At 66.0% G+C, this 23,804-nt stretch carries 21 protein-coding genes; 15 read left to right on the top strand and 6 right to left on the bottom strand.

What is annotated here, in order from left to right; translation table 11 throughout:
• Positions 1-84: 84 nt before the first annotated feature.
• Positions 85-1,872 (top strand): peptide ABC transporter substrate-binding protein, encoded by a 1,788-nt coding sequence (locus AB4Z10_RS14460; protein ID WP_441471073.1) that lies wholly within the window; start codon positions 85-87, stop codon positions 1,870-1,872.
• A 46-nt stretch (positions 1,873-1,918) separates the two neighbouring features.
• Here AB4Z10_RS14460 and AB4Z10_RS14455 read toward each other — a convergent pair whose 3' ends face one another.
• Complete coding sequence (locus AB4Z10_RS14455) at positions 1,919-2,611, bottom strand: GntR family transcriptional regulator (RefSeq protein ID WP_441471072.1); 693 nt, start codon at positions 2,609-2,611, stop codon at positions 1,919-1,921.
• A 191-nt stretch (positions 2,612-2,802) separates the two neighbouring features.
• Here AB4Z10_RS14455 and aroQ (AB4Z10_RS14450) point away from each other — a divergent pair, with 191 nt between their 5' ends.
• The gene (aroQ, locus tag AB4Z10_RS14450) at positions 2,803-3,270 is read left to right on the top strand and encodes a type II 3-dehydroquinate dehydratase (RefSeq protein WP_441471071.1); all 468 of its coding nucleotides are present in this window, start codon (positions 2,803-2,805) and stop codon (positions 3,268-3,270) included.
• 50 nt (positions 3,271-3,320) lie between these two features.
• Here aroQ (AB4Z10_RS14450) and AB4Z10_RS14445 read toward each other — a convergent pair whose 3' ends face one another.
• Entirely contained in the window at positions 3,321-3,986 is a 666-nt protein-coding gene (locus tag AB4Z10_RS14445; protein ID WP_441471070.1) for a TetR/AcrR family transcriptional regulator, read from the bottom strand.
• Between the two features lie 220 nt (positions 3,987-4,206).
• Between AB4Z10_RS14445 and AB4Z10_RS14440 the strand changes: the two genes are divergently transcribed.
• The 10 genes from AB4Z10_RS14440 to pcaG all read left to right on the top strand — a co-directional run bounded on the left by AB4Z10_RS14440 (position 4,207) and on the right by pcaG (position 13,094).
• Positions 4,207-4,875, top strand: coding sequence for an amino acid ABC transporter permease (locus tag AB4Z10_RS14440; RefSeq protein WP_441471069.1), 669 nt, complete (start codon positions 4,207-4,209; stop codon positions 4,873-4,875).
• 7 nt (positions 4,876-4,882) lie between these two features.
• Positions 4,883-5,524: an amino acid ABC transporter permease gene (locus AB4Z10_RS14435; protein WP_441471068.1), complete on the top strand. Its 642-nt coding sequence runs from the start codon at positions 4,883-4,885 to the stop codon at positions 5,522-5,524.
• A 53-nt stretch (positions 5,525-5,577) separates the two neighbouring features.
• Positions 5,578-6,411 (top strand): transporter substrate-binding domain-containing protein, encoded by an 834-nt coding sequence (locus AB4Z10_RS14430; RefSeq protein ID WP_441471067.1) that lies wholly within the window; start codon positions 5,578-5,580, stop codon positions 6,409-6,411.
• Between the two features lie 168 nt (positions 6,412-6,579).
• The gene (locus tag AB4Z10_RS14425; RefSeq protein ID WP_441471095.1) at positions 6,580-7,311 is read left to right on the top strand and encodes an amino acid ABC transporter ATP-binding protein; all 732 of its coding nucleotides are present in this window, start codon (positions 6,580-6,582) and stop codon (positions 7,309-7,311) included.
• 51 nt (positions 7,312-7,362) lie between these two features.
• Positions 7,363-7,812: a type II 3-dehydroquinate dehydratase gene (gene aroQ / locus AB4Z10_RS14420; protein ID WP_441471066.1), complete on the top strand. Its 450-nt coding sequence runs from the start codon at positions 7,363-7,365 to the stop codon at positions 7,810-7,812.
• Between the two features lie 11 nt (positions 7,813-7,823).
• The gene (locus tag AB4Z10_RS14415; protein WP_441471065.1) at positions 7,824-8,888 is read left to right on the top strand and encodes a Gfo/Idh/MocA family protein; all 1,065 of its coding nucleotides are present in this window, start codon (positions 7,824-7,826) and stop codon (positions 8,886-8,888) included.
• Positions 8,885-9,715 carry a shikimate dehydrogenase family protein gene (locus AB4Z10_RS14410; protein WP_441471064.1) on the top strand — a complete coding sequence of 277 codons (831 nt, stop codon included), beginning with the start codon at positions 8,885-8,887 and terminating at the stop codon, positions 9,713-9,715. Before AB4Z10_RS14415 ends, AB4Z10_RS14410 begins: the two co-directional genes overlap by 4 nt.
• A 12-nt stretch (positions 9,716-9,727) precedes the next feature.
• Complete coding sequence (locus AB4Z10_RS14405) at positions 9,728-11,635, top strand: bifunctional sugar phosphate isomerase/epimerase/4-hydroxyphenylpyruvate dioxygenase family protein (protein ID WP_441471063.1); 1,908 nt, start codon at positions 9,728-9,730, stop codon at positions 11,633-11,635.
• Between the two features lie 39 nt (positions 11,636-11,674).
• A complete protein-coding gene (gene pcaH, locus AB4Z10_RS14400) occupies positions 11,675-12,394 on the top strand; it encodes a protocatechuate 3,4-dioxygenase subunit beta (RefSeq protein ID WP_441471062.1) in 720 nt (239 codons plus the stop codon).
• On the top strand, positions 12,378-13,094 hold the full coding sequence (pcaG, locus tag AB4Z10_RS14395; RefSeq protein ID WP_441471061.1) for a protocatechuate 3,4-dioxygenase subunit alpha: 717 nt from the start codon (positions 12,378-12,380) through the stop codon (positions 13,092-13,094). Before pcaH ends, pcaG begins: the two co-directional genes overlap by 17 nt.
• A gap of 154 nt (positions 13,095-13,248) precedes the next feature.
• Here pcaG and mfd read toward each other — a convergent pair whose 3' ends face one another.
• Both mfd and AB4Z10_RS14385 read right to left on the bottom strand, forming a co-directional pair.
• Positions 13,249-16,797, bottom strand: a complete 3,549-nt coding sequence (mfd, locus tag AB4Z10_RS14390; RefSeq protein WP_441471060.1) for a transcription-repair coupling factor — start codon at positions 16,795-16,797, stop codon at positions 13,249-13,251.
• 175 nt (positions 16,798-16,972) lie between these two features.
• Entirely contained in the window at positions 16,973-17,269 is a 297-nt protein-coding gene (locus AB4Z10_RS14385) for an FAD assembly factor SdhE (RefSeq protein WP_441471059.1), read from the bottom strand.
• A gap of 187 nt (positions 17,270-17,456) precedes the next feature.
• On the opposite strand from AB4Z10_RS14385, the gene recG reads away from it, so the two are divergent.
• Both recG and AB4Z10_RS14375 read left to right on the top strand, forming a co-directional pair.
• Positions 17,457-19,556 (top strand): ATP-dependent DNA helicase RecG, encoded by a 2,100-nt coding sequence (recG, locus tag AB4Z10_RS14380; RefSeq protein WP_441471058.1) that lies wholly within the window; start codon positions 17,457-17,459, stop codon positions 19,554-19,556.
• Between the two features lie 103 nt (positions 19,557-19,659).
• Positions 19,660-20,574, top strand: coding sequence for an AraC family transcriptional regulator (locus AB4Z10_RS14375; RefSeq protein ID WP_441471057.1), 915 nt, complete (start codon positions 19,660-19,662; stop codon positions 20,572-20,574).
• Here the strand turns inward: AB4Z10_RS14375 and AB4Z10_RS14370 are convergent.
• Positions 20,564-21,280: a DUF502 domain-containing protein gene (locus AB4Z10_RS14370; protein ID WP_441471056.1), complete on the bottom strand. Its 717-nt coding sequence runs from the start codon at positions 21,278-21,280 to the stop codon at positions 20,564-20,566. The two genes, AB4Z10_RS14375 and AB4Z10_RS14370, sit on opposite strands and share 11 nt — an antisense overlap.
• A gap of 128 nt (positions 21,281-21,408) precedes the next feature.
• Here AB4Z10_RS14370 and AB4Z10_RS14365 point away from each other — a divergent pair, with 128 nt between their 5' ends.
• Complete coding sequence (locus tag AB4Z10_RS14365) at positions 21,409-21,795, top strand: YbaN family protein (RefSeq protein ID WP_441471055.1); 387 nt, start codon at positions 21,409-21,411, stop codon at positions 21,793-21,795.
• Positions 21,796-21,894: 99 nt separating this feature from the next.
• On the opposite strand, the gene glmS is transcribed toward AB4Z10_RS14365, so the two are convergent.
• Positions 21,895-23,721, bottom strand: a complete 1,827-nt coding sequence (gene glmS / locus AB4Z10_RS14360; RefSeq protein ID WP_441471054.1) for a glutamine--fructose-6-phosphate transaminase (isomerizing) — start codon at positions 23,719-23,721, stop codon at positions 21,895-21,897.
• Positions 23,722-23,804: the final 83 nt, after the last annotated feature.

The following is a 23,804-nucleotide window of genomic DNA, read 5'->3' as shown; positions in this document are numbered from 1 at the left end:
CCCTCCCATGCATTCTGGGGGCGCCCATAACAACGAACGGCGATTCAACGCCGGGGGATTCCAACTGATATTGGGAGAGATAGAATGGACGAACGGGAAATCCGCGGCCTCGTCGCGGATGTGAAGGGCGGCACGCTGTCGCGACGATCCTTCATCCAGAAGATGGCGGCGGTGGGTATCACCGCCCCGATCGCGAGCCAGATCCTGGCTTGGAACGATGTCGCGATGGCAAACGCCGCGCTACAATACAAGCCGACCAAGGCCGGCGGCGGCGGGGCACTGAAGATCCTGCTCTGGCAGGCTCCGACCCTGCTCAACCCGCATTTCGCCTCCGGCACCAAGGACCAGATCGCCTCGCGCATCTTCTTCGAGCCGCTCGCCGGCTGGGACAAGGAGGGCAACCTCTTCCCCCAGCTCGCCGCCGAGATTCCGAGCAAGGCCAATGGTGGCCTCTCGGCCGATGGCACGACCGTCATCTGGAAGCTGAAGCCGGGCGTGAAGTGGCATGACGGCAAGCCGTTCACCGCCGACGACGTCGTCTTCACCTGGGAGTATGCCGCCGATCCCGCGACCGCTGCGTATACGACCGGTTCCTACACCAACATCAAGGTCGAGAAGATCGACGACCTCACCGTCAAGGTGATCTTCAAGGACCCGACGCCGTTCTGGGCCGATCCCTTCGTCGGCGTCGCCGGCATGATCATCCCGAAGCACCATTTCGGCGACTACAAGGGCGCCAAGTCGCGCGAGGCTCCGGGCAACCTGAAGCCGGTCGGCACCGGCCCCTACAAGTTCGTCGACTTCAAGCCAGGCGACATCCTGACGGGCACCCGCAACGAGGACTACCACGTCAAGAACCAACCGCATTTCGACACGCTTGAAGCCAAGGGCGGTGGTGACGCGGTTTCGGCGGCGCGTGCCGTGCTCCAGACCGGCGAATACGACTATGCCTGGAACATGCAGGTCGAGGATGAGATCCTCAAGCGCATGGAGACCGGCGGTCGCGGCAAGGTGGTGGCGGTTCCCGGCGGCGACATCGAGTTCATCATCCTGAACACGACCGATCCGTGGACCGAGGTCGATGGCGAGCGCTCGAGCGTCAAGACCAAACATCCGACGCTGTCCGACCCGAAAGTACGCGAGGCGCTCAACCTGCTGATCGACCGCGACTCGATCCAGAAGTTCATCTATGGCCGCGGCGGCACCGCGACGGCGAGCTTCGTCAACGAGCCCAAGCAGTTCAAGTCGCCCAAGCTCAAATACGAGTTCAATATCGACAAGGCCAACAAGATCCTCGACGACGCCGGCTGGAAGAAGGGCGCCGACGGCATCCGCGAGAAGGACGGCAAGAAGCTCAAATACGTCTTCCAGACCTCGATCAACGCCCCGCGCCAGAAGACCCAGGCCATCATCAAGCAGGCCTGCCAGCGCGTCGGCATCGACCTCGAGCTCAAGTCGGTCACGGCCTCGGTCTATTTCTCTTCGGACGTTGCCAACCCGGATACCTACACCAAGCTGTACTGCGACATGGAGATGTACACCACGACGCAGCCGCAGCCCGATCCGGAGCGCTTCCTCAACCAGCTCGTCTCCTGGGAGATCGCCAACAAGGAGAACAAGTGGCTGGGCCGCAACGTCTCGCGCTACTCGGACCCCGAGGCCGACAAGGCCTACAAGGCCGCCCAGAAGGAGTTCGATCCGGCCAAGCGCGCCGCGCTGCTGATCAGGGTCAACGAGATCTTCTGCGAGGCCAATATCCTGCTGCCGATCCTCTCACGCACGGTCGTCGGCGCTTCCGCCAACAACCTGGAGGCCGACATCTCGGGCTGGGAGGTCACGACCTGGAATCTGGCGGCCTGGTATCGGACCTGAGCGCACCGCCAATCCAACAGGACCGGCCCCTTCGGGGGCCGGTCCGCTAGTCCAACAAGCCCCGCTCGAGCGCTACGTCGACGCAGCCGAGGATATGGCCGCGCAGGAGCCGCTGCCCCTCGCCTGCGTCGCGGCGCAGCGCACAATCGAGCAAGGCGCGATGCTCGCCGATCGAGGTCGGCCCCCAAAAGATGAAGAACACCATCTGGTAGCGCAGATAGCGCTCGTAGATGCCGGCATGAAGGTCGAGCAGCGCCCTGGAGCCGCAAGCCGACACCAGCGCCTGATGAAACTCGAAATCGTAGCGCTTCCACTGCTGCGTGCCGGAATCGTCGTCGGCGAGCAGGCGCTCCTCCATGCGGGCGAGCTTGTGATGGGCGGCGACGACGCGCCCTTCCCATTCCATATCGCCGGCCGCGAAGGATTGCGCGAGCGCGTGACATTCGATCAGCAGCCTGAGATCGGCGAGTTCCTGGAGCTCGCTGGCCGTGCAGGGCGCGACCTGGAAGCCGCGCTGCCCCTCGGCGACGACAAAGCCCTCCGGCGCGAGGCGGTTGAAGATCTCGCGCAAGGTGCTGATGCCGACGCCGTAGACCGCGCGCAGCCTGTCCAGCGTCAGCTTCTGGCCCGGCTGCAGGCGCCCGAACACGATATCCTGCCGGATCCGCTCATAGGCATGCTCGCCCGTCGACAGCGCGGCGATCCCGTCGCCGCCGATATCCGGTGCCGCATCCATCATGGCATCCCCTCACCTGCTCGATTCAGACTAAGCCGCGGGGTCGGCGACGCCAACCAAAAAGCAGCTTGTCGGATAATTAGCAGATGATCTGACAATTATCAGTTGATTTGAGGCCGACCCCGGATAAGATCGCCAGCATAAGAAGTCGACGGAGCGATGGTCTCCGCAGCGAACGATCTCGGGAGGACATCATGTCGGCAGGCGAGAAGCCGGCGGCCGGGCGCGGCTGCATCTACATCCTGAACGGCCCCAACCTGAATCTGCTGGGGCAGCGCGAGCCGGCGATCTACGGATCCACGACGCTGGCCGAGATCGGCGAGCGCTGCGAGGCGAAGGCCAGGTCGCTCGGCTTCGCCGTCGATTTTCGCCAGACCAATTTCGAGGGCGAGTTGGTCGAAAGCGTTCAGCAGGCGCGCCAGGAAGCCTGCGGCATCATCATCAACCCGGCCGGCTACAGCTTCACCTCAGTCGCGCTGCTCGACGCGTTGAAGATGTTCGAGCGTCCCAAGATCGAGCTGCACATCTCGAATGTGCATGCGCGTGAGAGCATCTACCACAACTCCCTGGTGTCGCGGACGGCGACAGGGATCATCATCGGGCTCGGCGCCGCCGGCTATGAACTCGCCATCCAGGCCATGGCTGGGCTGGTGGAAGCCTGACGATGGCCTCCGCCGCCGCAAGCCGGATCGTCGGTAAGGAGCGGCAGCCTTCAGCGGCGCATCATGCGCAGCACGGTGTCGATGGCAGCGGCCCTGCGGCGCGCCAGCGCCTCGGGTGCCCCCATGTCGTGGCCGAAGACCTGGCGGATGCTGGCGCGGTTCGAGACGTTGTAGAAGGCGAGCGCGCTGATCGTCAGGTGGATGTCGATCGGCTCGATTCCGGCCCGGAAAATGCCGGCCGAGATGCCACGCTCGTAGGCCTCGCGGATCATGTCGATCACCGAGAGGTTGAGCGTGGAGATCCGGTCGGAGGTCGCAAGGTGCCGGCCGTGATGGATGTTCTCGATCATCACCATCCGCACGAAATCCGGGTTCTCGGCATGGTAGTCGAAGGTGAAGCCGGTCAGCAGCGCGATCGCCTCCTCCGGCTCCAGGCTGGCGAGATCGAGTCCGCGCTCGAAGCTGCGGATCCGCTCGTACATCTCTTCGAGGACGGCGCGGTAGAGCCCCTCCTTGTCTCCGAAGTAGTAGTAGATCATCCGCTTGCTGGTCGCGGTTCGGGCCGCGATCTCGTCGACGCGCGCGCCGCTCAGGCCGTTCTCGACGAATTCGAGACGCGCGGCCTCGAGAATGCTGCGGCGCACGCCCTCCGGGTCCTGCGTCCAGGAGGCCGATTTCCGGCTGGCTCCCTGCGGTTTGGTCGCTGCTTTGCTCATGTTCTACCCGGTGCCTTGCCGTTCCGCCGGCGTTCGGCGGCACTCAAATGGACAGCTCGGTTAATTTTGCTTGACCAAATGAACTAACTGGTACAATTAACACACCATCGGCTCCGCGCAAGCTGCGCGTGCGGACGACAAGGCCCTCGCCAGAAGGGCCGCGACGACAGACGGGACCCGGATCGACCCCTTCAGAAGGTCGGCCGTTTTGGGAAGCGCCATGAACTACAAGCTCGATTTCGCACCTGTGATCGAGGGCATGCCCGACCTGCTGATGGGCTGCCTCGGCACCTTCCTGCTGGCGCTCGCCGGCATGGCTTTGGCGATCGTCATCGGTATTGGCGGGGTCATCCTGCGGGATTCCCGCTTCTCTCCGATCCGCTTTCTGGTGAAGGCGTTCGTCGAGGTGATCCGCAACACGCCCTTCCTGGTGCAGATCTTCTTCATCTACTTCGCGCTGCCGCTGACGGGCCTGAGGCTCGACCCGACGCCGACGGCGATCATCGCGCTCGGCATCAATGGCGGCGCCTACGCCATCGAGATCATCCGCGGCGGCGTGCAGTCGATCAGCAAGGGCCAGATCGAGGCCGGGCTGGCGCTCGGCTTGCACAAGGCGCAGGTCTTCCGGCTGATCGTGTTGAAGCCTGCGCTGCGCGCGATCTTCCCGTCGCTCACCAGCCAGTTCGTGCTGCTGACGCTGACCACCTCGGTCGCCTCGGCGATCTCGGCCTATGAGCTGACGTCTGTGGCGCAGCGGATCGAGTCCGACAGTTTCCGCTCCTTCGAGGTCTACGGCACGATCACGCTGTTCTACCTCGTGATCTCCTGGGTGATGATGCGCTTCTTCGCGGCGATCTCGGCCCGTTACTTCAGCTATCCGGTGAAGTGAGGGCGCCATGGGCTGGAACGAATTCCTCTTCCTCCTCACCGGCCTGAAATGGACCGTGGCGCTGTCGGCGATCGGCTTCGTCTTCGGCTCCGTCTCCGGGCTCGGCATCGCGCTGATGCGCACCTCCGGCCATTCGCTGCTTGAACGGATCACGGCCAGCTACATCGCCCTGTTCCAGGGGACGCCGCTCCTGATGCAGCTTTTCGTCGTCTATTACGGCCTCGCGCTGATCGGGCTCAGGCTCGATGCCTGGGTCGCGGTCGCGATCGGCTTCACCCTGCATGCCAGCGCCTATCTCGGCGAAATCTGGCGCGGCTCGATCGAAGCCGTTCCGAAGGGCCAGACCGAGGCCGCCAAGGCGCTGAGCCTGCACTATGCCTCGCGGATGCGGGACGTGGTCCTGCCGCAGGCGATCCGCATCTCGCTGCCGGCGACGGTCGGTTTCCTGGTCCAGCTGATCAAGGGCACTTCGCTTGCCGCCATCGTCGGCTTCACCGAGCTGACGCGGGCCGGCAACATCGTCTCCAACCAGATTTTCCAGCCGCTGCTCGTCTTCGGGATCGTCGGCATCCTCTACTTCCTGCTGTGCTGGCCGCTGTCGCTCTACGGCTCGCATCTGGAGCGGCGCATGGCCATCGCTGCGCGCTGAGCAGACCAAGCTTCACCGCCTAGTCCAACCACCAAAGAAAAAGGGAGAGAAACATGACGAAGATGAAATCCACCCGCCGCAGCCTGCTGATCGCCGGCGCGGCCGCGCTTGCGCTGCCTGCCCTGGTCGGCAGTCCCGCCCAGGCGATCACCCCCGCCGAGATCAAGGCCAAGGGCAAGATCGTGGTCGGCATCCAGGGCGACAATCCGCCGTGGGGTTTCGTGACCAGCGCGGGCAAGCAGGACGGCCTCGACGCCGACATCGCCACGCTCTTCGCCAAGGAGCTCGGCGTACAGGTCGAGTTCGTGCCGCTCGAGGTCAACAACCGGATCCCGGCGCTGACCACGGGCCGTGTCGACGTGCTCTTCGCCACGATGGCGATGCTGCCGGAGCGCGCCAAGGCCGTGCAGTTCTCGAAGCCCTATGTCGCCAACACCATCGTGCTGATCGGGCCGAAGAAGGACAAGATCACCACCAACGAGGACATGGCGCGCTACACGATCGGCGTCGCCAAGGGTGCGGCGCAGGACACGCAGGTGACCAAGAACGCGCCGGCCAACACCGTGATCCGCCGCTATGACGGCGACGCGCCCTCGATCCAGGCGCTGGTCTCCGGCCAGGTTCAGGCGCTCGGCGGCAACATCTTCTACATGCAGCGCGTCGAGCAGGGCCGCCCCGGCGAGTTCGAGAACAAGCTCGAGTTCCAGAACCTCTACAACGGCGCCTGCACCCGTCTCGGCGAGAAGGAGATCAACGCCGCGCTCAACACCTTCATCGACAAGATCAAGGCCAATGGCGAGCTGCAGAAGGTCTACGACAAGTGGATGAAGGTGCCGGTGCACAAGTTCCCGGACAGCCTCGAAGGCATCACCTTCACCGCGAGCTGAGCGCGCTGGATCGCCCTGCGTCCTGCCGGGCGCGAAGTGGCGATCCAGCTCATTGTTTCAGCATCGGATTTCCCCGAGAAGTGCATTCCACTTTTCGGCCCGATGCTAGCAACCGGAACCAGGGCCATGAACCAGCCAGCCGTCCAAAACGCCGTTTCGGCGGATGCCATGATCGCCATGACCCATGTCGAGAAATGGTATGGCGACTTCCAGGCCCTGACCGACGTCAACCTTGAGGTCCGCAAAGGCGAGCGTATCGTGCTCTGCGGGCCGTCGGGCTCCGGCAAATCGACGCTGATCCGCTGCATCAACCATCTGGAGGCGTACCAGAAGGGCGAGATTCGGGTCGGCGGCACAAGGCTGGGAGGCGATGCCAGGACGATCGACGCGGTGCGTCGCGAGGTCGGCATGGTCTTCCAGCACTTCAACCTGTTCCCGCATATGACCGTGCTGCAGAACTGCATGCTCGCGCCGATGCGCTCGCTCGGTGCCAGCAAGGCGGAGGCCGAGGCCACCGCCCGCAAGCTGCTCGGCCGGGTCAAGATTCTGGAACAGGCGGACAAGTATCCCGCCCAGCTCTCGGGCGGCCAGCAGCAGCGCGTCGCGATCGCGCGCGCGCTTTGCATGAAGCCGAAGGTGATGCTGTTCGACGAGCCGACATCGGCCCTCGATCCCGAGATGGTCAAGGAAGTGCTCGACACCATGATCGCCCTCGCGGAAGAGGGCATGACCATGATCTGCGTCACCCACGAAATGGGCTTCGCGCGGCAGGTGGCGAACCGCGTCATCTTCATGGCCAATGGCGCCATCGTCGAGGAAGCGCCGCCGGAAGAGTTCTTCCACAACCCGCGCCATGAGCGGACCCGGAAGTTCCTCGGCGAAATCCTGCACAAACACTGAAAACGACAGCCCGGGGCCTAGCCCCTGGGCATCTGAAACGGAACGCGATCGATGTCCCGCCTCGTCTATGTCCTGAACGGCCCGAACCTGAACCTGCTCGGCAAGCGCCAGCCGCACATCTACGGGCACGAGACCCTGGCGGATGTCGAGCGCGACTGCCGCGGGCTCGCCGAGGAACTCGGGCTGACGTTGCGCTTCCACCAGTCGAACCGCGAATACGAGCTCATCGACTGGATCCACGAGGCGCGCGAGGACGGCGCCGGCATCGTCATCAACCCCGCTGCCTTCACCCATACCTCGGTCGCGCTGCTCGACGCGCTCAACACCTTCGAGGGGCCGGTGATCGAGTGCCATATCTCGCAGGTGCATAAGCGCGAGAGCTTCCGGCACCATTCCTATGTCTCGCTGCGTTCCGACGGCGTCATCGCCGGCTTCGGCACGCAAGGCTACCAGCTCGGGCTGCGGCGCATCGCCAAGCTGATCGAAGACCAGGCCGCGTGAGGATCGATCCGATGGCTCCGGTCAAAATCGCTGTGATGGGTGCGGGCCTGATAGGCAAGCGCCACGCCGAACATGTCAGGGCGCAGTCCGGGGCGGTCCTCTCAGCGATCATCGATCCGGCGCCGACCGGGCGCGCCTTCGCCGAGGAGATCGGCGTCGCCTGGTACCCCGCCTTCGATGCCCTCCCCGTCCGCGAGAGGCCGGATGGCGTCATCGTCGCGACGCCGAACCAGCTCCATGTCGCAAACGGGCTGGAACTGGCTGCGGCCGGCATCCCGATGCTGGTCGAGAAGCCGATCGCGGACAGCGTGGATGGCGCACGCAAGCTGGTCCTGGCCGCCGAGGCGGCGGGTGTACCGCTGCTTGTCGGCCATCACCGCCGCCATAATCCGATGATCCGTGGGGCGCGCGAGGCGATCGACGCCGGCCGGCTTGGCCGCATCCTGACCCTGACCGGCCAGTTCTGGCTGGTGAAGCCGGACGCGTATTTCGACGTCGAATGGCGTCGGCAGGCGAGTGCCGGGCCGATACTGATCAACCTGATCCACGATATCGACCTCTTCCGCTATCTCTGCGGCGAAATCGTCGGGGTGCAGGCGCAGAGCTCGAACGCCGTGCGCGGCAACCCGGCCGAGGAAACCGCCGTCGCCCTCCTGCGCTTCGCAAACGGCGCACTCGGCACGGTCAGCGCTTCCGACACCGTGGTCTCGCCCTGGAGCTGGGAGCTGACGACCGGCGAGAACCCGGCCTATCCGCGCCAGGATCAGTCCTGCTACCAGATCGGCGGGACGCAGGGGTCGCTGACGATCCCCGCGCTCGAGCTCTGGAGCCACACGGACAAGCGCGGCTGGTGGGAGCCGCTGAAGCGCGAGCGCATCCCCTTCGTGCCCGAAGACCCGCTCCAGGCCCAGATCCGGCATTTCTGTGCGGTGATCCGCGGCGAGGAGGAGCCGCTCGTCTCCGGGCGCGAGGGGCTGGCGACGCTGGTCGTCATCGAGGCGGTCAAGCAGGCGGCACGCACGGGCGGATCTGTCGAGGTCACCACCGAGCCTGTTCCGGCGAGGGCATCAGCATGATCAGGGGCACGACACGGCTGATCGGCCATCTCGGCTTTCCGACCGAGAGCTTCAAGGCGCCGATGATCTACAACCCCTATTTCGAGCGGGATGGGATCGACGCCGTCGTCGTGCCTATGGGCTGCCGCAGCGAGGATTATCCCGATTTCCTGAAGCTGTTCTTCCGGCTCTCCAATGCTCACGGTGCGCTGGTGACGATGCCGCACAAGGTCACCACGACCGGCCTCGTCGACACGCTCTCCCCGACCGCCGCCATTGCCGGCGCCTGCAACGCGGTGCGTCTCGAGCCGGATGGCCGGCTCGCCGGCGACATGTTCGACGGTGAAGGCTTCGTACGCGGCATCCTGCGTAAGGGGCGCAAGCTCGCGGGCGCCCGGGCGCTCGTGGTCGGCGCCGGTGGTGTCGGCTCGGCGATCGCCGCCTCTCTGGCGAAGGCCGGTGTTGGCGAGCTCGCCCTGTTCGATACGCAGGGGCCGGCGGCGGTGGAACTGGGGCAGCGGCTCGTCGCACATTACCCTGCCCTGCGCGTCACGACCGGTTCGAACGATCCGGCCGGCTTCGACATCGTCGTCAATGCGACCCCGCTCGGCATGAAGCCGGGTGATCCGCTGCCGCTCGACGTTGCCCGCCTGCCCGCTTCCGCCCTGGTCGGCGAGGTCGTGATGGCGCAGGAGATCACGCCGTTTCTCGCCGCCGCCCGCGCGCGCGGCTGTGCGGTGCAGGTCGGCACCGATATGCTGTTCGAGCAGATCCCCGCCTATCTGGAATTCTTCGGCCTGCCCACGACCACGGCCGAGGATCTGCGCGCCGTGGCGCGGTTGGCTTGAGAGGAGGCATCCATGATTCCATCGATCGCCACCGTCTGCGTTTCCGGCACGCTCCAGGAAAAGCTCGAGGCCATAGCCGCCGCCGGCTTCACCGCAGTCGAGATCTTCGAGAACGATCTGATCGCCTTCCCAGGCTCCCCGGCTGAAGTCCGGCGCATCTGCGGCGACCTTGGCCTGACGATCGTGACTTGCCAGCCCTTCCGCGATTTCGAGGGCATGCCGGAGGGCCGCCGCCAGCGCGTTTTCGACCGGGCGGAACGCAAATTCGATCTGCTGCAGGAACTGGGGACAGACCTGCTCTTCGTCTGCTCCAGCGTCTCGCCGGAAGCCTTGTCGGGCATTGATCGTCTGGCTGCCGATTTCATTGAACTCGGCGAGCGGGCCGGCCGGCGAGGCTTGCGCGTCGGCTATGAAGCATTGGCCTGGGGCCGGCATGTCTTCGACTATCGCGACGCCTGGGAGATCGTGCGCCGCGCCAACCGGCCGGAAGTCGGGATCGTGCTGGATTCCTTCCATATCCTGGCGCGCGGGCTCGACCTTTCGGCCATCGGCACCATCCCGCGCGACAAGATCGCGATGGTGCAGATGGCCGATGCGCCGCTGCTGCAGATGGATCCGCTTTCCTGGAGCCGGCATTGGCGCTGCCTGCCGGGACAGGGCGACCTGAACCTTTCCGGGTTCATGCGCGCGCTGGTCTCGACCGGCTATGACGGCGTGCTCTCGCTGGAAATCTTCAACGACCGCTTCCGCGCCGGCTCAGCCCGTTCCGTCGCGCTCGACGGGCACCGCTCGCTGATCTGGCTGCTCGACGAAACCGCCCGGCAGATCGGCAAACCCGTGCCAGGCGCGGTGCCGATGCCGCCGCCGGCCCCGGTCGAGGCGGTGGAGTTCATCGAGTTCGCTGTGTCGGAAGCGGAGCGGCCGGGCTTCGAGAGGCTGCTGCGTGCGCTTGGCTTTGCTCGTTCCGGCGCGCATCGCTCCAAGGACGTCGATCTCTGGAGACAGGGCGATATCCGCATCGTGCTGAACAGCGAGGCCGACGGTTTCGCCCATAGCTATCAGATCACCCACGGCACTTCGGTCTGCGCGCTGGCCCTGCGCGTGCCGGATGCGCAGGCCGCGATCGCCCGCGCCAAGGCGATGCTCGACGTGCCCCATGCCGGCGCGGTCGGCCCCGGCGAGCTCGACATCCCGGCCGTGCGTGGGCTCGGCGGCAGCCTTGTCTATTTCCTCGACCACGCCTCGGCGCTCGGGCGCTGGGCGGAAGTCGATTTCGAGGCGACCGGGGAAGCAGGAAGCGATGCCGGGCTGACCGGCGTCGACCATGTCTCCCAGAGCATGCAGTACGAGGAGATGCTGACCTGGCTGCTGTTCTATTCGTCGCTGTTCGAGACGAAGAAGGCGCCGAGCCAGGCCGTGCTCGATCCCGGCGGCGTGGTCCAGAGCCAGGTCATCGAGAGCGGCCTCGACGGCCGGAACGGGCATGGGCTGCGGCTCATCCTGAACGGCTCGCAGAGCCACCGCACGCTGTCGGCCCGCTTCATCACCGATTTCTTCGGCTCGGGCGTGCAGCACATCGCCTTCGCGACGGACGACATCGCTGCGACGGTCGAGCGGCTGATGGCGAATGGCGTCGCCATGCTGCCCATCCCCGAGAACTACTATGACGACCTCGAGGCTCGCTCCGATCTGACGGCGGAGGAGATCGACGCGATGAAGGCGCTGAACATCCTCCATGACAGCGACGCCTCGGGCAGCTTCCGGCAGGCCTATACGCAGACGCTGGATGGTGGTCTGTTCTTCGAAATCGTCCAGCGCGATGGCTATGCCGGCTATGGTGCTGCCAATGCCGGCATCCGCCTGACCGCACAATCCAGGCTCGCGCGCCCGATCACCATTCCCGCGCCGAGCCATGGCTGAAGGGAGACGCGTCGCCATGCCCGTGAAAGCTCCTTTGCCATGAGCCGTCTGTTTCTTCCCTATGCGGCACCGGACCAGGGCCAGCCGAGCTCGCTTCATCCGGACTATCGTTCGACGGTGGCGCGAAGCCCGCGTCATCAGCCGATCGTGATTCCGCAGACGCTGACCGAAGTGACCGGCCCGAGCGACTGGTCCCGGCTGATGGGGCCGGCGATGTCCGACCTCACCGCCCAGCACAAGGGCGAACCGCAGGGCCAGCGCATCGTCGTCACCGGCCGCGTGCTCGACGAGGACGGCCGGCCCGTGCCGAACACCGTCGTCGAGATCTGGCAGGCCAATGCCGCCGGCCGCTACATCCACGCCAAGGACGACTGGCCGGCTCCGCTCGATCCGAATTTCACCGGCGTCGGCCGCGTCATCACCGACGCCGAGGGCCGCTACCGCTATGTCACGATCCGGCCCGGCGCCTATCCCTGGGGCAACCACAAGAACGCCTGGCGCCCGGCCCATATCCATCTTTCGCTGCTGGGGCCGGCCTTCGCGACGCGATTGGTCACGCAGATGTATTTCCCGGACGACCCGCTGATCGAGATCGATCCGATCGCCAACGCCGTGCCGATGCCCTATCGCCAGCGCATGGTCTCGCGCTTCGACATCGGCACCACCGTGCCGAACTGGGCGCTGGGCTATGTCTTCGACATCGTGCTCAAGGGCCGCGACCAGACGCCGTTCGAGGACGACCATGACGACGACCACTGATCCGGCGAGCGGGGATCTGGAAACCCGCAACGCCGCCCCGCGTCAGGACAATCAGGACCCGGCGATGTTCGGCCAGACGCCCTGGCAGACGGTCGGGCCATACTTCCATTACGCCTTGCCCTGGAAAGGTGGCGCCGATCTCGTCGGTCGCTCCGAGATGGGTGCGCGGCCTGACCTGATGCCGCCGGAGCATTTCCTGCTCTCAGGCTCGAACGTCTCGGGCACGCCTGATGGCGAGGTCATCGCGCTTGCCGGCTGCGTCTACGACGCCGACGGCAAGCCGATCGAGGACGCGATGATCGAGATCTGGCAGGCGAATGCGGCGGGCCGCTATGCCAGCCCGGACGATGTCCGCGAGGACGTCGCGCTCGACCAGCATTTCGTCGGCTTCGGCCGCGCTTCGACCGACAAGGCCGGAGTCTTCCGCTTCCGCACCATCCGCCCTGGCCGCGTGCCCGGCCCCGGCAACAGCCTTCAGGCGCCTCATGTCGCGCTCTCGGTCTTCGGCCGCGGATTGCTGAAGCGGCTCCTGACCCGGCTCTATTTCGCCGATGGCGAGGGCAACGAGACCGACCCGATCCTCGCCCTCGTGCCGGAGGTGCGCCGCCATACCCTGATCGCCCAGCGCAAGCCGGACGGGACCTGGTGGCTCGACATCAACCTCGCCGGCGACAACGAGACGGTCTTCTTCGATATGTAGAGGCGAGCGGGCACAGAGTGGCTGGCGTTCACGCAGCCGTCATGCTCGGGCTTGACACGAGCATCTCAGGACGAGAACGCGCCCATTCCTGCCAGAGATTCTCGGGTCTTCGCTTCGCTCCGCCCGAGAATGACGGACTTCATGAGGCGCCCTCTCAGGCCGCCTTCTTCCGCTCGGCGATCCGCGCAAGATCGGTCAGCAGCCGGCGCGTTGCCTTCAGGCGCTGCTCGACTGTCTCGAAATCGTCGATGAAGACGACGCGCATGTCCGGGCGGACCTTCGCCAGCGTGCCCTGCTTGGCGACGTAGCTCACCAGCCCTTCCGGATTGGCGAATTCGTTGTTGCGGAAGGCGACGATGATGCCCTTCGGGCCGGCCTCGACCTTCTCGACATTGGCGCGCTTGCAGAGCGCCTTGATCGCGACGATCTCCAGGAGCTGGTTGACCTCCTCGGGCAGCGGGCCGAAGCGGTCGACCAGTTCGGCGCCGAAGGATTGCAGCTCGGCATCGTCATCCATGGTCGAGAGGCGCTTGTAGAGCGTCAGCCTCAGCGTCAGGTCCGCGACATAATGCTCGGGGATCATGACGGGAGCACCGACCTGGATCGCCGGCGACCATTGCGTCTCGGTCTCGAACTCGATGCCAGCCTTGAGAGCAGCCACTGCCTCCTCCAGCATCTGCTGATAGAGCTCGTAGCCGACCTCCTTGATATGGCCTGACTGCTCGTCGCCGAGCAGATTGCCGGCGCCTCTAATGTCGAGGTCGTGACTGGCGAGCTGGAAGCCGGCGCCGAGCGTATCGAGCGATTGCAGCACCTTCAGCCGCTTGTCGGCCTGCTCCGTCAGCTTGCGGTTGGCCGGCACGGTGAAAAGCGCGTATGCGCGCGTCTTCGAGCGGCCGACACGGCCCCGGAGCTGGTAGAGCTGGGCGAGGCCGAACATGTCGGCGCGGTGGACGATCAGCGTATTCGCCGTGGGGATGTCGAGGCCCGACTCGACGATCGTGGTCGAAAGCAGGATGTCGTACTGGCCCTCATAGAAGGCCGTCATCACGTCCTCGAGCGTGCCGGCCGCCATCTGGCCATGGGCGATGCCGACCTTGCACTCGGGCACCTGCTTGTCGAGGAAGTCCTTGACCTCGGCGATGTCCTCGATGCGCGGCACGACATAGAACGACCGCCCTCCCCGGTAACGCTCGCGCAGCAGGGCTTCGCGCACGATCAGCGGATCGAAGGGCGTGACGAAGGTGCGCACAGCGAGGCGATCGACCGGCGGCGTCGCGATGATCGAGAGCTCGCGCACGCCGGTCATGGCGAGCTGGAGCGTGCGCGGGATCGGCGTCGCCGAGAGGGTCAGCATATGCACCTCGGCGCGCAGTTCCTTCAGCTTCTCCTTATGGGCGACGCCGAAATGCTGCTCCTCGTCGACGATGACGAGGCCGAGATCCTTGAAGTCGACACCCTTGCCGAGCAGCGCATGCGTGCCGACGACGATGTCCATCGTGCCGTCCTTCGCGCCCTGCTTGACTGTCTTGAGATCGGCGCTGCCGACGAAGCGCGAGGCCTGCCCGACATTGACGGGTAAGCCGGCAAAACGATCCGCGAAATTGCGGTAGTGCTGGCGGGCGAGCAGTGTCGTCGGCACCACGACCGCGACCTGCTTGCCGTTCAGCGCGGTGGCAAAGGCGGCACGCAGCGCCACCTCCGTCTTGCCGAAACCGACATCGCCGCAGACCAGCCGATCCATCGGGCGCCCTGCCGCGAGATCGTCGAGCACGGCGTCGATGGTGTTCTGCTGGTCTTCCGTCTCCTCATAGGGGAAGCGGGCAATGAACTCGTCGTAGACGCCAGCCGGCGGCACGAGGCGCGGCGCCTCCTTGAGCGCGCGCGCCGCCGCGATCTGGATGAGCTTGCCGGCCATCTCGCGGATGCGCTGCTTGAGCTTGGCCTTGCGCGCCTGCCAGCCGCCGCCGCCGAGCCGGTCGAGCTGGACCTCGGTGTCTTCCGAGCCATAGCGCGACAGCAATTCGATGTTCTCGACCGGCAGGAAGAGCTTGGAATCGCCGGCATAGTGGATCTCGAGGCAGTCATGCGGCGCGCCGACGGCCGTGATCGACTTCAGCCCGATAAAGCGGCCGATGCCGTGATCGACATGGACGACGAGATCGCCCGGAGCGAGCGAGGAGAGCTCCGCAATGAAGTCCTGCGGCCGGCGCGTCTTGCGGCGCGGGCGGACAAGGCGATCGCCGAGAATGTCCTGTTCGCCGACGACGGCAAGGCGCCCGGCCTCGAAGCCAGTCTCGAAGCCCCAGACCGCGAGCGCGACCGTGCCCGGCTTGAGGTCGAAGGCGGCCCGCAGCGAGCCGGTCATCTGGACGCTCTTCAGCCCATGGTCTTCGAGCACATGGGCAAGGCGCTCGCGCGAGCCTTCCGACCATCCGGCAAGGATGACGCGCTTGCCGTCGGCTTCGAGCGCACGGACATGGGCGACGGCGGCTTCGAAGACGCTGCCGGAATCGCCGGCGCGCTCGGCCGCGAAGCTGCGGCCCTGCTTGCCGCCGAGATCGAGGACGAGCTTGCCTTCGCTGTCGGGCAGCTGGAACGGGGTTAGGCTGGCGACGCCGGAGACATCGATCGCGCCGCGCCAGTCGGCCGGCGAAAGATAGAGCGCGCTCGGAGGCAGCGGCTTGTAGGGAATGCCCCCGGCCCCGCCCTGCTCGAGCGCTGCCTTTCGGGCGTCGTAATAATCCTTGATCAGGCTGATGCGTTCGCCGACGGCGTCCTCGGCCTGATGGTCGAGCACCACAGGCACGTCCGGCAGATAGGTGAAGAGCGTATCCAGATTCTCGGCGAGCAGGGGCAGCCAGTGCTCCAGCCCGGCAGGGCGGCGGCCTTCGCTCACTGCCTCGTAGAGCGTGTCGTCGCGGCCGGGCGTGCCGAAGGTCGAGATGTAGGATTGGCGGAAGCGGCGGATGCTCTCGCTCGTCATCTGCGCTTCGGACATCGGTACGAGGTCGAGCCCGCGCAACTGCCCGGTCGTGCGCTGCGTCTCAGGATCGAAGGTGCGGATCGATTCCAGCGTATCGCCGAAGAAGTCGAGCCGGATCGGTGCCGGCATGCCCGGCGGGAAGAGGTCGACGATGCCGCCGCGCACAGCGAACTCGCCGGTCTCGCGCACGGTCGAGGTGCGCAGATAGCCGTTGATGTCGAGCCAGCGCGCCAGTTCCTCGATGTCGACCATGTTGCCGGGCGCGGCCGAGAAGCTTTCGGAGGCGACCTTGCCGAAAGCGGGCACGCGCTGGAGCGCGGCGTTGACGGTCGTCAGCAGCAGGCGCGGCCGGTCGCCCGACTTCGTCTTGGCAAGACGCGACAGCGTCGTCATCCGATGCGCGACGATGGCAGGGGCCGGCGAGACGCGATCATAGGGCTGGCAGTCCCAGGCCGGGAAGCTCATCACCTCCAGATCGGGCGCCACGAACTGCAGCGCGTTCTCCAGCACCTGCAGGCGCTGACCGTCGCGGGCGACGAAGACGAGCATCGCCGCCCCCTCGGCCTTCTTGGCGCGGGCGCGGGTGAGATCGGCGAGGACGACGGCGTCGAAACCATCGGGCACGCCGGCGAGTGTCGGCTTGTCGCCGCGGTTCAGCGCATCGAGGATGCGGTCGAGCTGCGGCTTGGCGATCTGGCTGGGAGGAGGAATGCTCATCGGTATCTTGATCGTTTCAGTACGCCGTTGGGAGACTTGCGCCGTCATCCCGGACAAGCGGCGAAGCCGCGCCGATCCGGGATCCATGCCAGAGCGCTAAACGGCGATGCTCAGGCATGGATCCCGGGTCTTCGCTTCGCTGCGCCCGGGATGACGCCGCGTAAGTCATAGTCGGCTACACATGGATCGGCTTGTCGTGGTGGTGAAACGCCCTCAGCCGCCGGTACAGTTCCGTGTCGTAATTTTCCGGAACGGGAGCCTCTCCGGTCACCCAGCTCAGCAGGTCCCGGTCCAGAACCTCGATCAGCCGCTCGAATTCGTCGAGCTCGGCCTCGCTGAAACCGGCGATCGCGTCGTCGGCGAAGCGGCCCATGATCAGGTCCATCTCGCGCATGCCGCGATGCCAGGCGCGGAACAGGATCTTGCGGCGGCGCGGGTCGAGATCGGCGCTGGAGCGGGTCGAGCCGGACATGAGAACCTCGGGCAAGAAGACTTCAGGCTCGAAACTTCAGGCCTGAAAACCTGGGGAATTGCGCAATGACAAATGGGCCGGCCCCGTCGCGGAGCCTGCCTGAGCAGGTTATATAGCGACGCAACCCGGCGAAGTCAGCGGCCAAGGCGCCGCGATCTTCGCGCTCCTGACAGATTCGCGAGACGATTTGCGCCCTTCGATCCTCGATCCGCTGTTCGCTCCCGCCACGACGCTCTCCGGCGTTGGGCCGAAACTCGGCAAGGTTCTGGATCGTTTCCTCGGCGACGAGACGCAGACCGCCCGCGTGGTCGACCTGATGTTCCACCTGCCGACCGGCGCAGTCGATCGCCGGCCGAGCGCTTCGATCGCCGATGCGCCCATCGGCGACATCGCGACTTTCACCGCCCGCGTCAGCGAGCATCGCGCGGCCCCGGCGGGCAAGAAGGCACCCTACCGCGTGATCGTCGAGGACGAGACGGGGGACGTCACACTCGTCTTCTTCCACGCCGATTCCCGCCATCTGGCACAGAATCTGCCGATCGGCGCCTACCGGATCATCTCGGGCAAGCTCGAACTTTGGGAAGGCATGCGCCAGATGGTGCATCCCGAGCGCATCCTCGATCCCAAGCTCGCGGCCACCCTGCCCGCCTTCGAGCCGGTCTATCCGCTGACCGAAGGCATCGGCGGGCGAGTGATGATGCGGATCGCACAGGCTGCCGCCGAACGCTGCCCGGAGATGCCCGAATGGCAGGATGGCGGGTTCCAGGCCAAGAACAGCTTCCCCTCCTTTCGGGAGGCGGTCGAAGCGCTGCACCACCCGGCCGATCGCAAGGCGGCCGAAGGCGACACGGTCGCGCGCCGCCGGATCGGCTATGACGAGCTGCTGGCGAGCCAGATCGCCCTCGCCCTGGTGCGCCGCCAGCAGAAGAAGATCGCAGGACGCGCCACCAGCGGGGATGGGGGCTTGCGCTGGCGCATCCAGTCCGCCCTGCCCTTCGAACTGACCGAGGGCCAGCGCAAGGCCATCGCCGACATCCATTCCGACATGGCCAAGCCCGAACGGATGCTGCGGCTGCTGCAGGGCGATGTCGGCTCGGGCAAGACGGTGGTCGCGCTGATGGCGATGGCCGCCGCCGCCGAGGCCGGCCGGCAGTCGGTGTTGATGGCGCCGACGGAAATCCTCGCCCGCCAGCATGCCGAGAGGCTGGCGCCGCTGGCCGAGAAGGCCGGGCTGAAGCTTGCTTTGCTGACGGGGCGCGAGAAAGGTGCCGGTCGCCGGCAGGTGCTGGAAGGCTTGGCGAACGGCTCGATCGACATCGCCGTCGGCACCCACGCCCTGTTTCAGGAAGACGTCGCCTTCCATGATCTGGCGCTGGCCGTGGTCGACGAGCAGCACCGCTTCGGCGTGCATCAGCGCCTGCTGCTCGGCTCCAAAGGCGAAGCGGTCGACGTGCTGGTGATGACCGCGACGCCGATCCCGCGCACGCTGGCTCTGACCTGGTTCGGCGATATGGATGTCTCGATCCTCTCCGAGAAGCCGGCGGGCCGGAAGCCGATCGTCACCCGCGCCATCTCGTCCGAGCGTTATGACGAGGTCGTCGGCGCCATCGGCCGGGCCGTCGAAGCCAGCCAGCAGGTCTATTGGGTCTGCCCGCTCGTGCAGGAATCCGACACGCTCGACGTTGCCGCGGCGCAGGAGCGCTATGAGGCTCTGCGCGAGATCTTCGGTGCCAAGGTCGGGCTGCTGCATGGCCAGATGCCCGGACGCGAGAAGGACGCTGCGATGGCCGCTTTCGTCGCCGGCGAAACGCGCATCCTCGTATCGACGACGGTGATCGAGGTCGGCGTGGACGTGCCCAACGCCAGCGTCATGGTGATCGAGCACGCCGAGCGCTTCGGCCTCGCCCAGTTGCACCAGTTGCGCGGGCGCATCGGGCGCGGCTCGGCTGCCTCGACCTGCCTCCTGCTCTACAAGGGGCCTCTTGGCCCGATCGCCGAGGCGCGATTGACGATCATGCGCGAGACCGAGGACGGTTTCCGCATTGCAGAGGAGGATTTGCGTCTGCGCGGCGAAGGCGAAGTGCTTGGCACCAAGCAGTCCGGCTCGCCGGACTGGCGCATCGCCCGGCCGGAGATCGACGGCGATCTGCTGGCCGCTGCCCGCGATGATGCGCGGCTATTGATCGAGCGCGATCCGCAACTCGAGACGCCGCGCGGGCAGGCCGTGCGGGCGCTGCTCTATCTGTTCGAGCGCGACGTCGCGATCCGGCTGCTGCGGGCGGGTTGAGAGCGAGAACCTTGCCCTCATTCTCGGGCGAAGCGAAGCGCAGACCCGAGAATCTCGTGACGAGAAGACACTGGTTTCCGAGATGCTCGGGTCAAGCCCGAGCATGACGACCGGCCCCACAGCAATCCTGATCAAGCGCGGCCGTCTTGCCGGCGCCATGGTGCCGGCGCTTCGTGGAGAGAGCATGGACCCGGTCAAGACAGCCATCTGGTGCATCGAGAGCCGCTTCGCCTCCGAGCTTTCGCTCGATGAGATCGCGGAGGTCAGCGGCGTCTCGCGCTTCCATCTCAGTCGCGCCTTCGGCGTGGCGACCGGCCGCTCGGTGATGCGCTATGTGCGCGAGCGCCGGCTGTCGGAGGCGGCACGCCAGCTCGCCGATGGGGCGCCCGACATCCTCTCGGTCGCGCTCGACTGGGGCTATGGCTCCCACGAAGCCTTCACCCGCGCCTTTCGCGAGCAGTTCGGCATCACGCCCGAAGAGCTGCGCGCCCGGCGCGACTTGTCCTCGCTCACCCTCGTGGAGCCCCTATCCATGCACGACATCGCCCCCGCCCCCATCGCCGAACCACGCATCGTCACCAACAAGCCATTATTGATTGCCGGGTTCAGCGGCCATTTCTCGATGGACAAGACGCAAGGGATTCCGCTGCTCTGGCAGAAGATCGCCCCGCATTTCGGCAATATCCCCGGCCAGCGCGGCTATGTCGCCTATGGTGCGAGCTATAATTGCGACGAACATGGCGCCTTCGACTACATCGCCGGGGCCGAGGTCTCGTCCTTCGGCGACCTGACCGACGAGTTCGCGCGGTTGAGCGTGCCGGAACAGCTCTGCGCCGTCTTCGAGCACAGTGGCCATATCACCGGCATCAAGCAGACCTACAAGGCGATCTGGCAGGACTGGTTCCCGAAATCGGGACGCGAACCCGAGATGGGCGTCACGTTGGAGCGGATGGATGAGCGCTTCGACGGCGCGACCGGCAACGGCACCGTCGAGATCTGGGTGCCGCTCAAGCGTTGACCGGGAGCTTCGCCTCCGGCTTCGGTTTGCCGTTCTGCTCGCCGGGCTGGATCAGCCCGGCCGACATGATCAGCTTGGCGCCGTCCTCGACCGTGATCGAGAGCTCGACGATCTCGCGACGCGGCAGGTAGAAGAAGAAGCCCGTGGTGGGGTTTGGCGTACAAGGCAGGAAAACGCCGATTTGCTCTTCGCTATCGGGCAGGCGCCCGGCGATTTCGGGCGCGGCCTCCTGCGCGATGAAGACGATCGACCACATGCCCGGCTGCGGGAACTGCACCATCCCCACCTTGCGGAAGGAGGTGCCCGACTGCGAGAAGATCGTCTCGAAAACCTGCTTCACCCCTTTGTAGAGGCTGCGGACCACCGGCATGCGGCCCAGGATCGCCTCGCCCGCGCGGATCAGCGAACGGCCGACCAGATTGGCAGTGAGGAAGCCGAGCAGCGTCAGCCCGACCAGTGCGATGACGAGGCCGAAGCCTGGCACCGGATAAGGCAGATAGGCATCGGGCAGATAGGAATTCGGGATGAGCGGCTTCACCAGCCCGTCGATGAAATTGATGAACCACCAGGTCACCGAAGCGGTGATGGCGAGCGGCGCAGCGATGACGAGCCCGGTCAGGAAATAGCGGCGCAGCCGTGCGCCCCATGTCGGGCGAAGGAGCTCCGTCGGCAGAACGAAGCGCGGATCGGGCGGGCCGGCGGTCATCTCTCTCCCCAAGGCACCGGCGCGACGTCCCGCCTGCTTGCAGGCGCAGTCTCGCGCCGCGATATGACAAGATAAGCGAGGCGGAGATATCCGCCAGCCCCGCATTTCATGCAAGCAAGGATGAGGCCGTGAGCGACGATGACCAGCCGCGAAGCCGTTGGCCGCGGCCGCTTCTGTTCGCGGCTGGCTGGATCTTCACGGCGCTCGGCATCGTCGGGCTGATGCTGCCGGTGATGCCGGGCACGGTCTTCCTGATTCTCGCGGCCTGGTGCTTCTCGCGGTCCTCGCCGCGGTTCGAGGCCTGGCTGCTCGGCCATCCGAAGCTCGGCCCGCATGTCCTGCGCTGGCGCGAGACGGGCGCCATCGCCCGGCGGGCGAAATATCTCGCCTGCGGATCGATGGTGCTCAGCTTCGCGTTGCTGACGCAGACGAGCGCGCCACCGATCGCGCTGGCGACGACGGCGCTCTGTCTGATCGGTGCAGGCACCTATGTGGCGAGCAGGCCGGAAGCCTGACAAACCGCGTCATGCTCGGGCTTCACCCGAGCATCTCCGAAAAAGAGATTCTCGGGTCTGCGCTTCGCTCCGCCGAGCATGACGGCAACGCCGCCGGCCTCACTCCACGGTGACGGACTTCGCCAGATTGCGCGGCTGGTCGACGTCCTTGCCCATGAAAACCGCCGTCTGATAGGCGATCATCTGGATCGGCAGGGCGTAGACGATCGGCGCGAAGGTCGGATCCATGTCCGGCATGATGATCGTCGCCTCGGGCTCGATGCCGCATTCGGCGGCGCCCTTTGCGTCGGTGATCAGGATGATGCGACCGCCGCGGGCAGCGACCTCCTGCATGTTCGAGGCGGTCTTCTCGAACAGCGCATCGTGCGGGGCTACGACGACGACCGGCATGTCCTCGTCGATCAGGGCGATCGGTCCATGTTTCAGCTCACCCGCCGGATAGCCTTCCGCGTGGATATAGCTGATTTCCTTCAGCTTCAGGGCCCCTTCCAGCGCAAGCGGGAAGCTGGTGCCGCGGCCCAGGTAGAGAACGTCCTTGGCCCTGGAGAGCTTGTGCGAGAGCTGCTCGATCTCCGGTTCCAGCGCGAGCGCCTTGGCGATCAGGCCGGGCAGCGCGATCAGATTCTGGACATGGCGTGCCTCATCCTCGGCCGAGAGCGTCCCGCGGCCGCGCGCCGCTGCGAGAGCAAGGCAGGCAAGCGCAGTGAGCTGGCAGGTGAAGGCCTTGGTCGAGGCGACGCCGATCTCGGGGCCGGCCAGCGTCGGCGCGATCGCATCGCTTTCGCGGGCGATGGTCGAGGTCGGCACGTTCACGACGGAGAGAACGGTCTGCTTCTCCTGCTTCGCGTAGCGCAGACACGCCAGCGTGTCGGCCGTCTCGCCCGACTGGGAGACGAACAATGCCAGGCCATCGGCCGGCAGCGGCGGCTCGCGGTAGCGGAATTCGGAGGCGACATCGATCTCGACCGGCAGGCGGGCGAGCTTCTCGAACCAGTATTTCGCCGTCAGGCCGGCATAATAGGCGGTGCCGCAAGCGGAAATCGAGAGGCGCGACAGCTTCTTCCAGTCGACCTTATCCTGAAACGGCAGGCGCACCGCGCCGGCGGCCATGTCGAGATATTGTGTCAGCGTGTGGCCGACGACCTCCGGCTGCTCGTAGATTTCCTTCGCCATGAAGTGGCGGTGATTGCCCTTCTCGACCAGGAAGGCACCCGCGGCGACGCGCTGGGCGCGGCGTACCACCTCTGCGCCAGCCTTGTCGTAGAAGGTGGCGCCACGGCGGTTGAGGACGACCCAGTCGCCCTCCTCCAGATAGGCGATGAGGTTGGTGAAGGGCGCCAGCGCCAGCGCGTCGGAGCCGAGATACATCTCGCCGTCACCGACACCGACCGCGAGCGGCGAGCCCTTGCGGGCACCGATCAGGAGATCTTCCTCGCCGCGGAACAGGAAGGCGAGCGCGAAGGCGCCGTGTAGCCGCGGCAGGCTTGCCGCGATGGCCTGGACCGGCGTCTTGCCGCCGTCGAGCTCGCGCGTGACGAGGTGGGCAATGACCTCGGTATCGGTCTCGGTCTCGAAGACGTAGCCGTCGGCCTGCAACTCGGCGCGCAGTTCGCGGAAGTTCTCGATGATGCCGTTGTGCACGACGGCGAGCCTTGGGGTCGCGTGCGGATGCGCGTTGGTCTCGTTGGGCTTGCCGTGGGTCGCCCAGCGGGTGTGGCCGATGCCGATCAGCCCGTCGAGCGGTTCGCTCGACAGGCGAACCTCGAGATTCCTGAGCTTGCCTTCGGCGCGCCGGCGGACGAGCTGGCCGGCTTCCAGCGTCGCGACGCCGGCGGAATCATAGCCGCGATATTCGAGCCGCCGCAGCGCCTCGACGATCTGCGTCGCCACCGCTTCCTTGCCCAAAATCCCGACGATGCCGCACATGGGCGAACCCCTCGAACCGTTGCTGCTAGCGATACCGCTTAGCTGGAGAAGGCGCGGATGCCCAATCAATCTAAATGACGAAC

The organism is Allobosea sp. RAF48 (genome assembly GCF_052114025.1).
Taxonomy (GTDB): Bacteria; Pseudomonadota; Alphaproteobacteria; order Rhizobiales; family Beijerinckiaceae; genus Allobosea.
The sequence above is the reverse complement of the archived record's forward strand: the minus strand, read 5'-3'. Positions and strand labels throughout refer to the sequence as shown.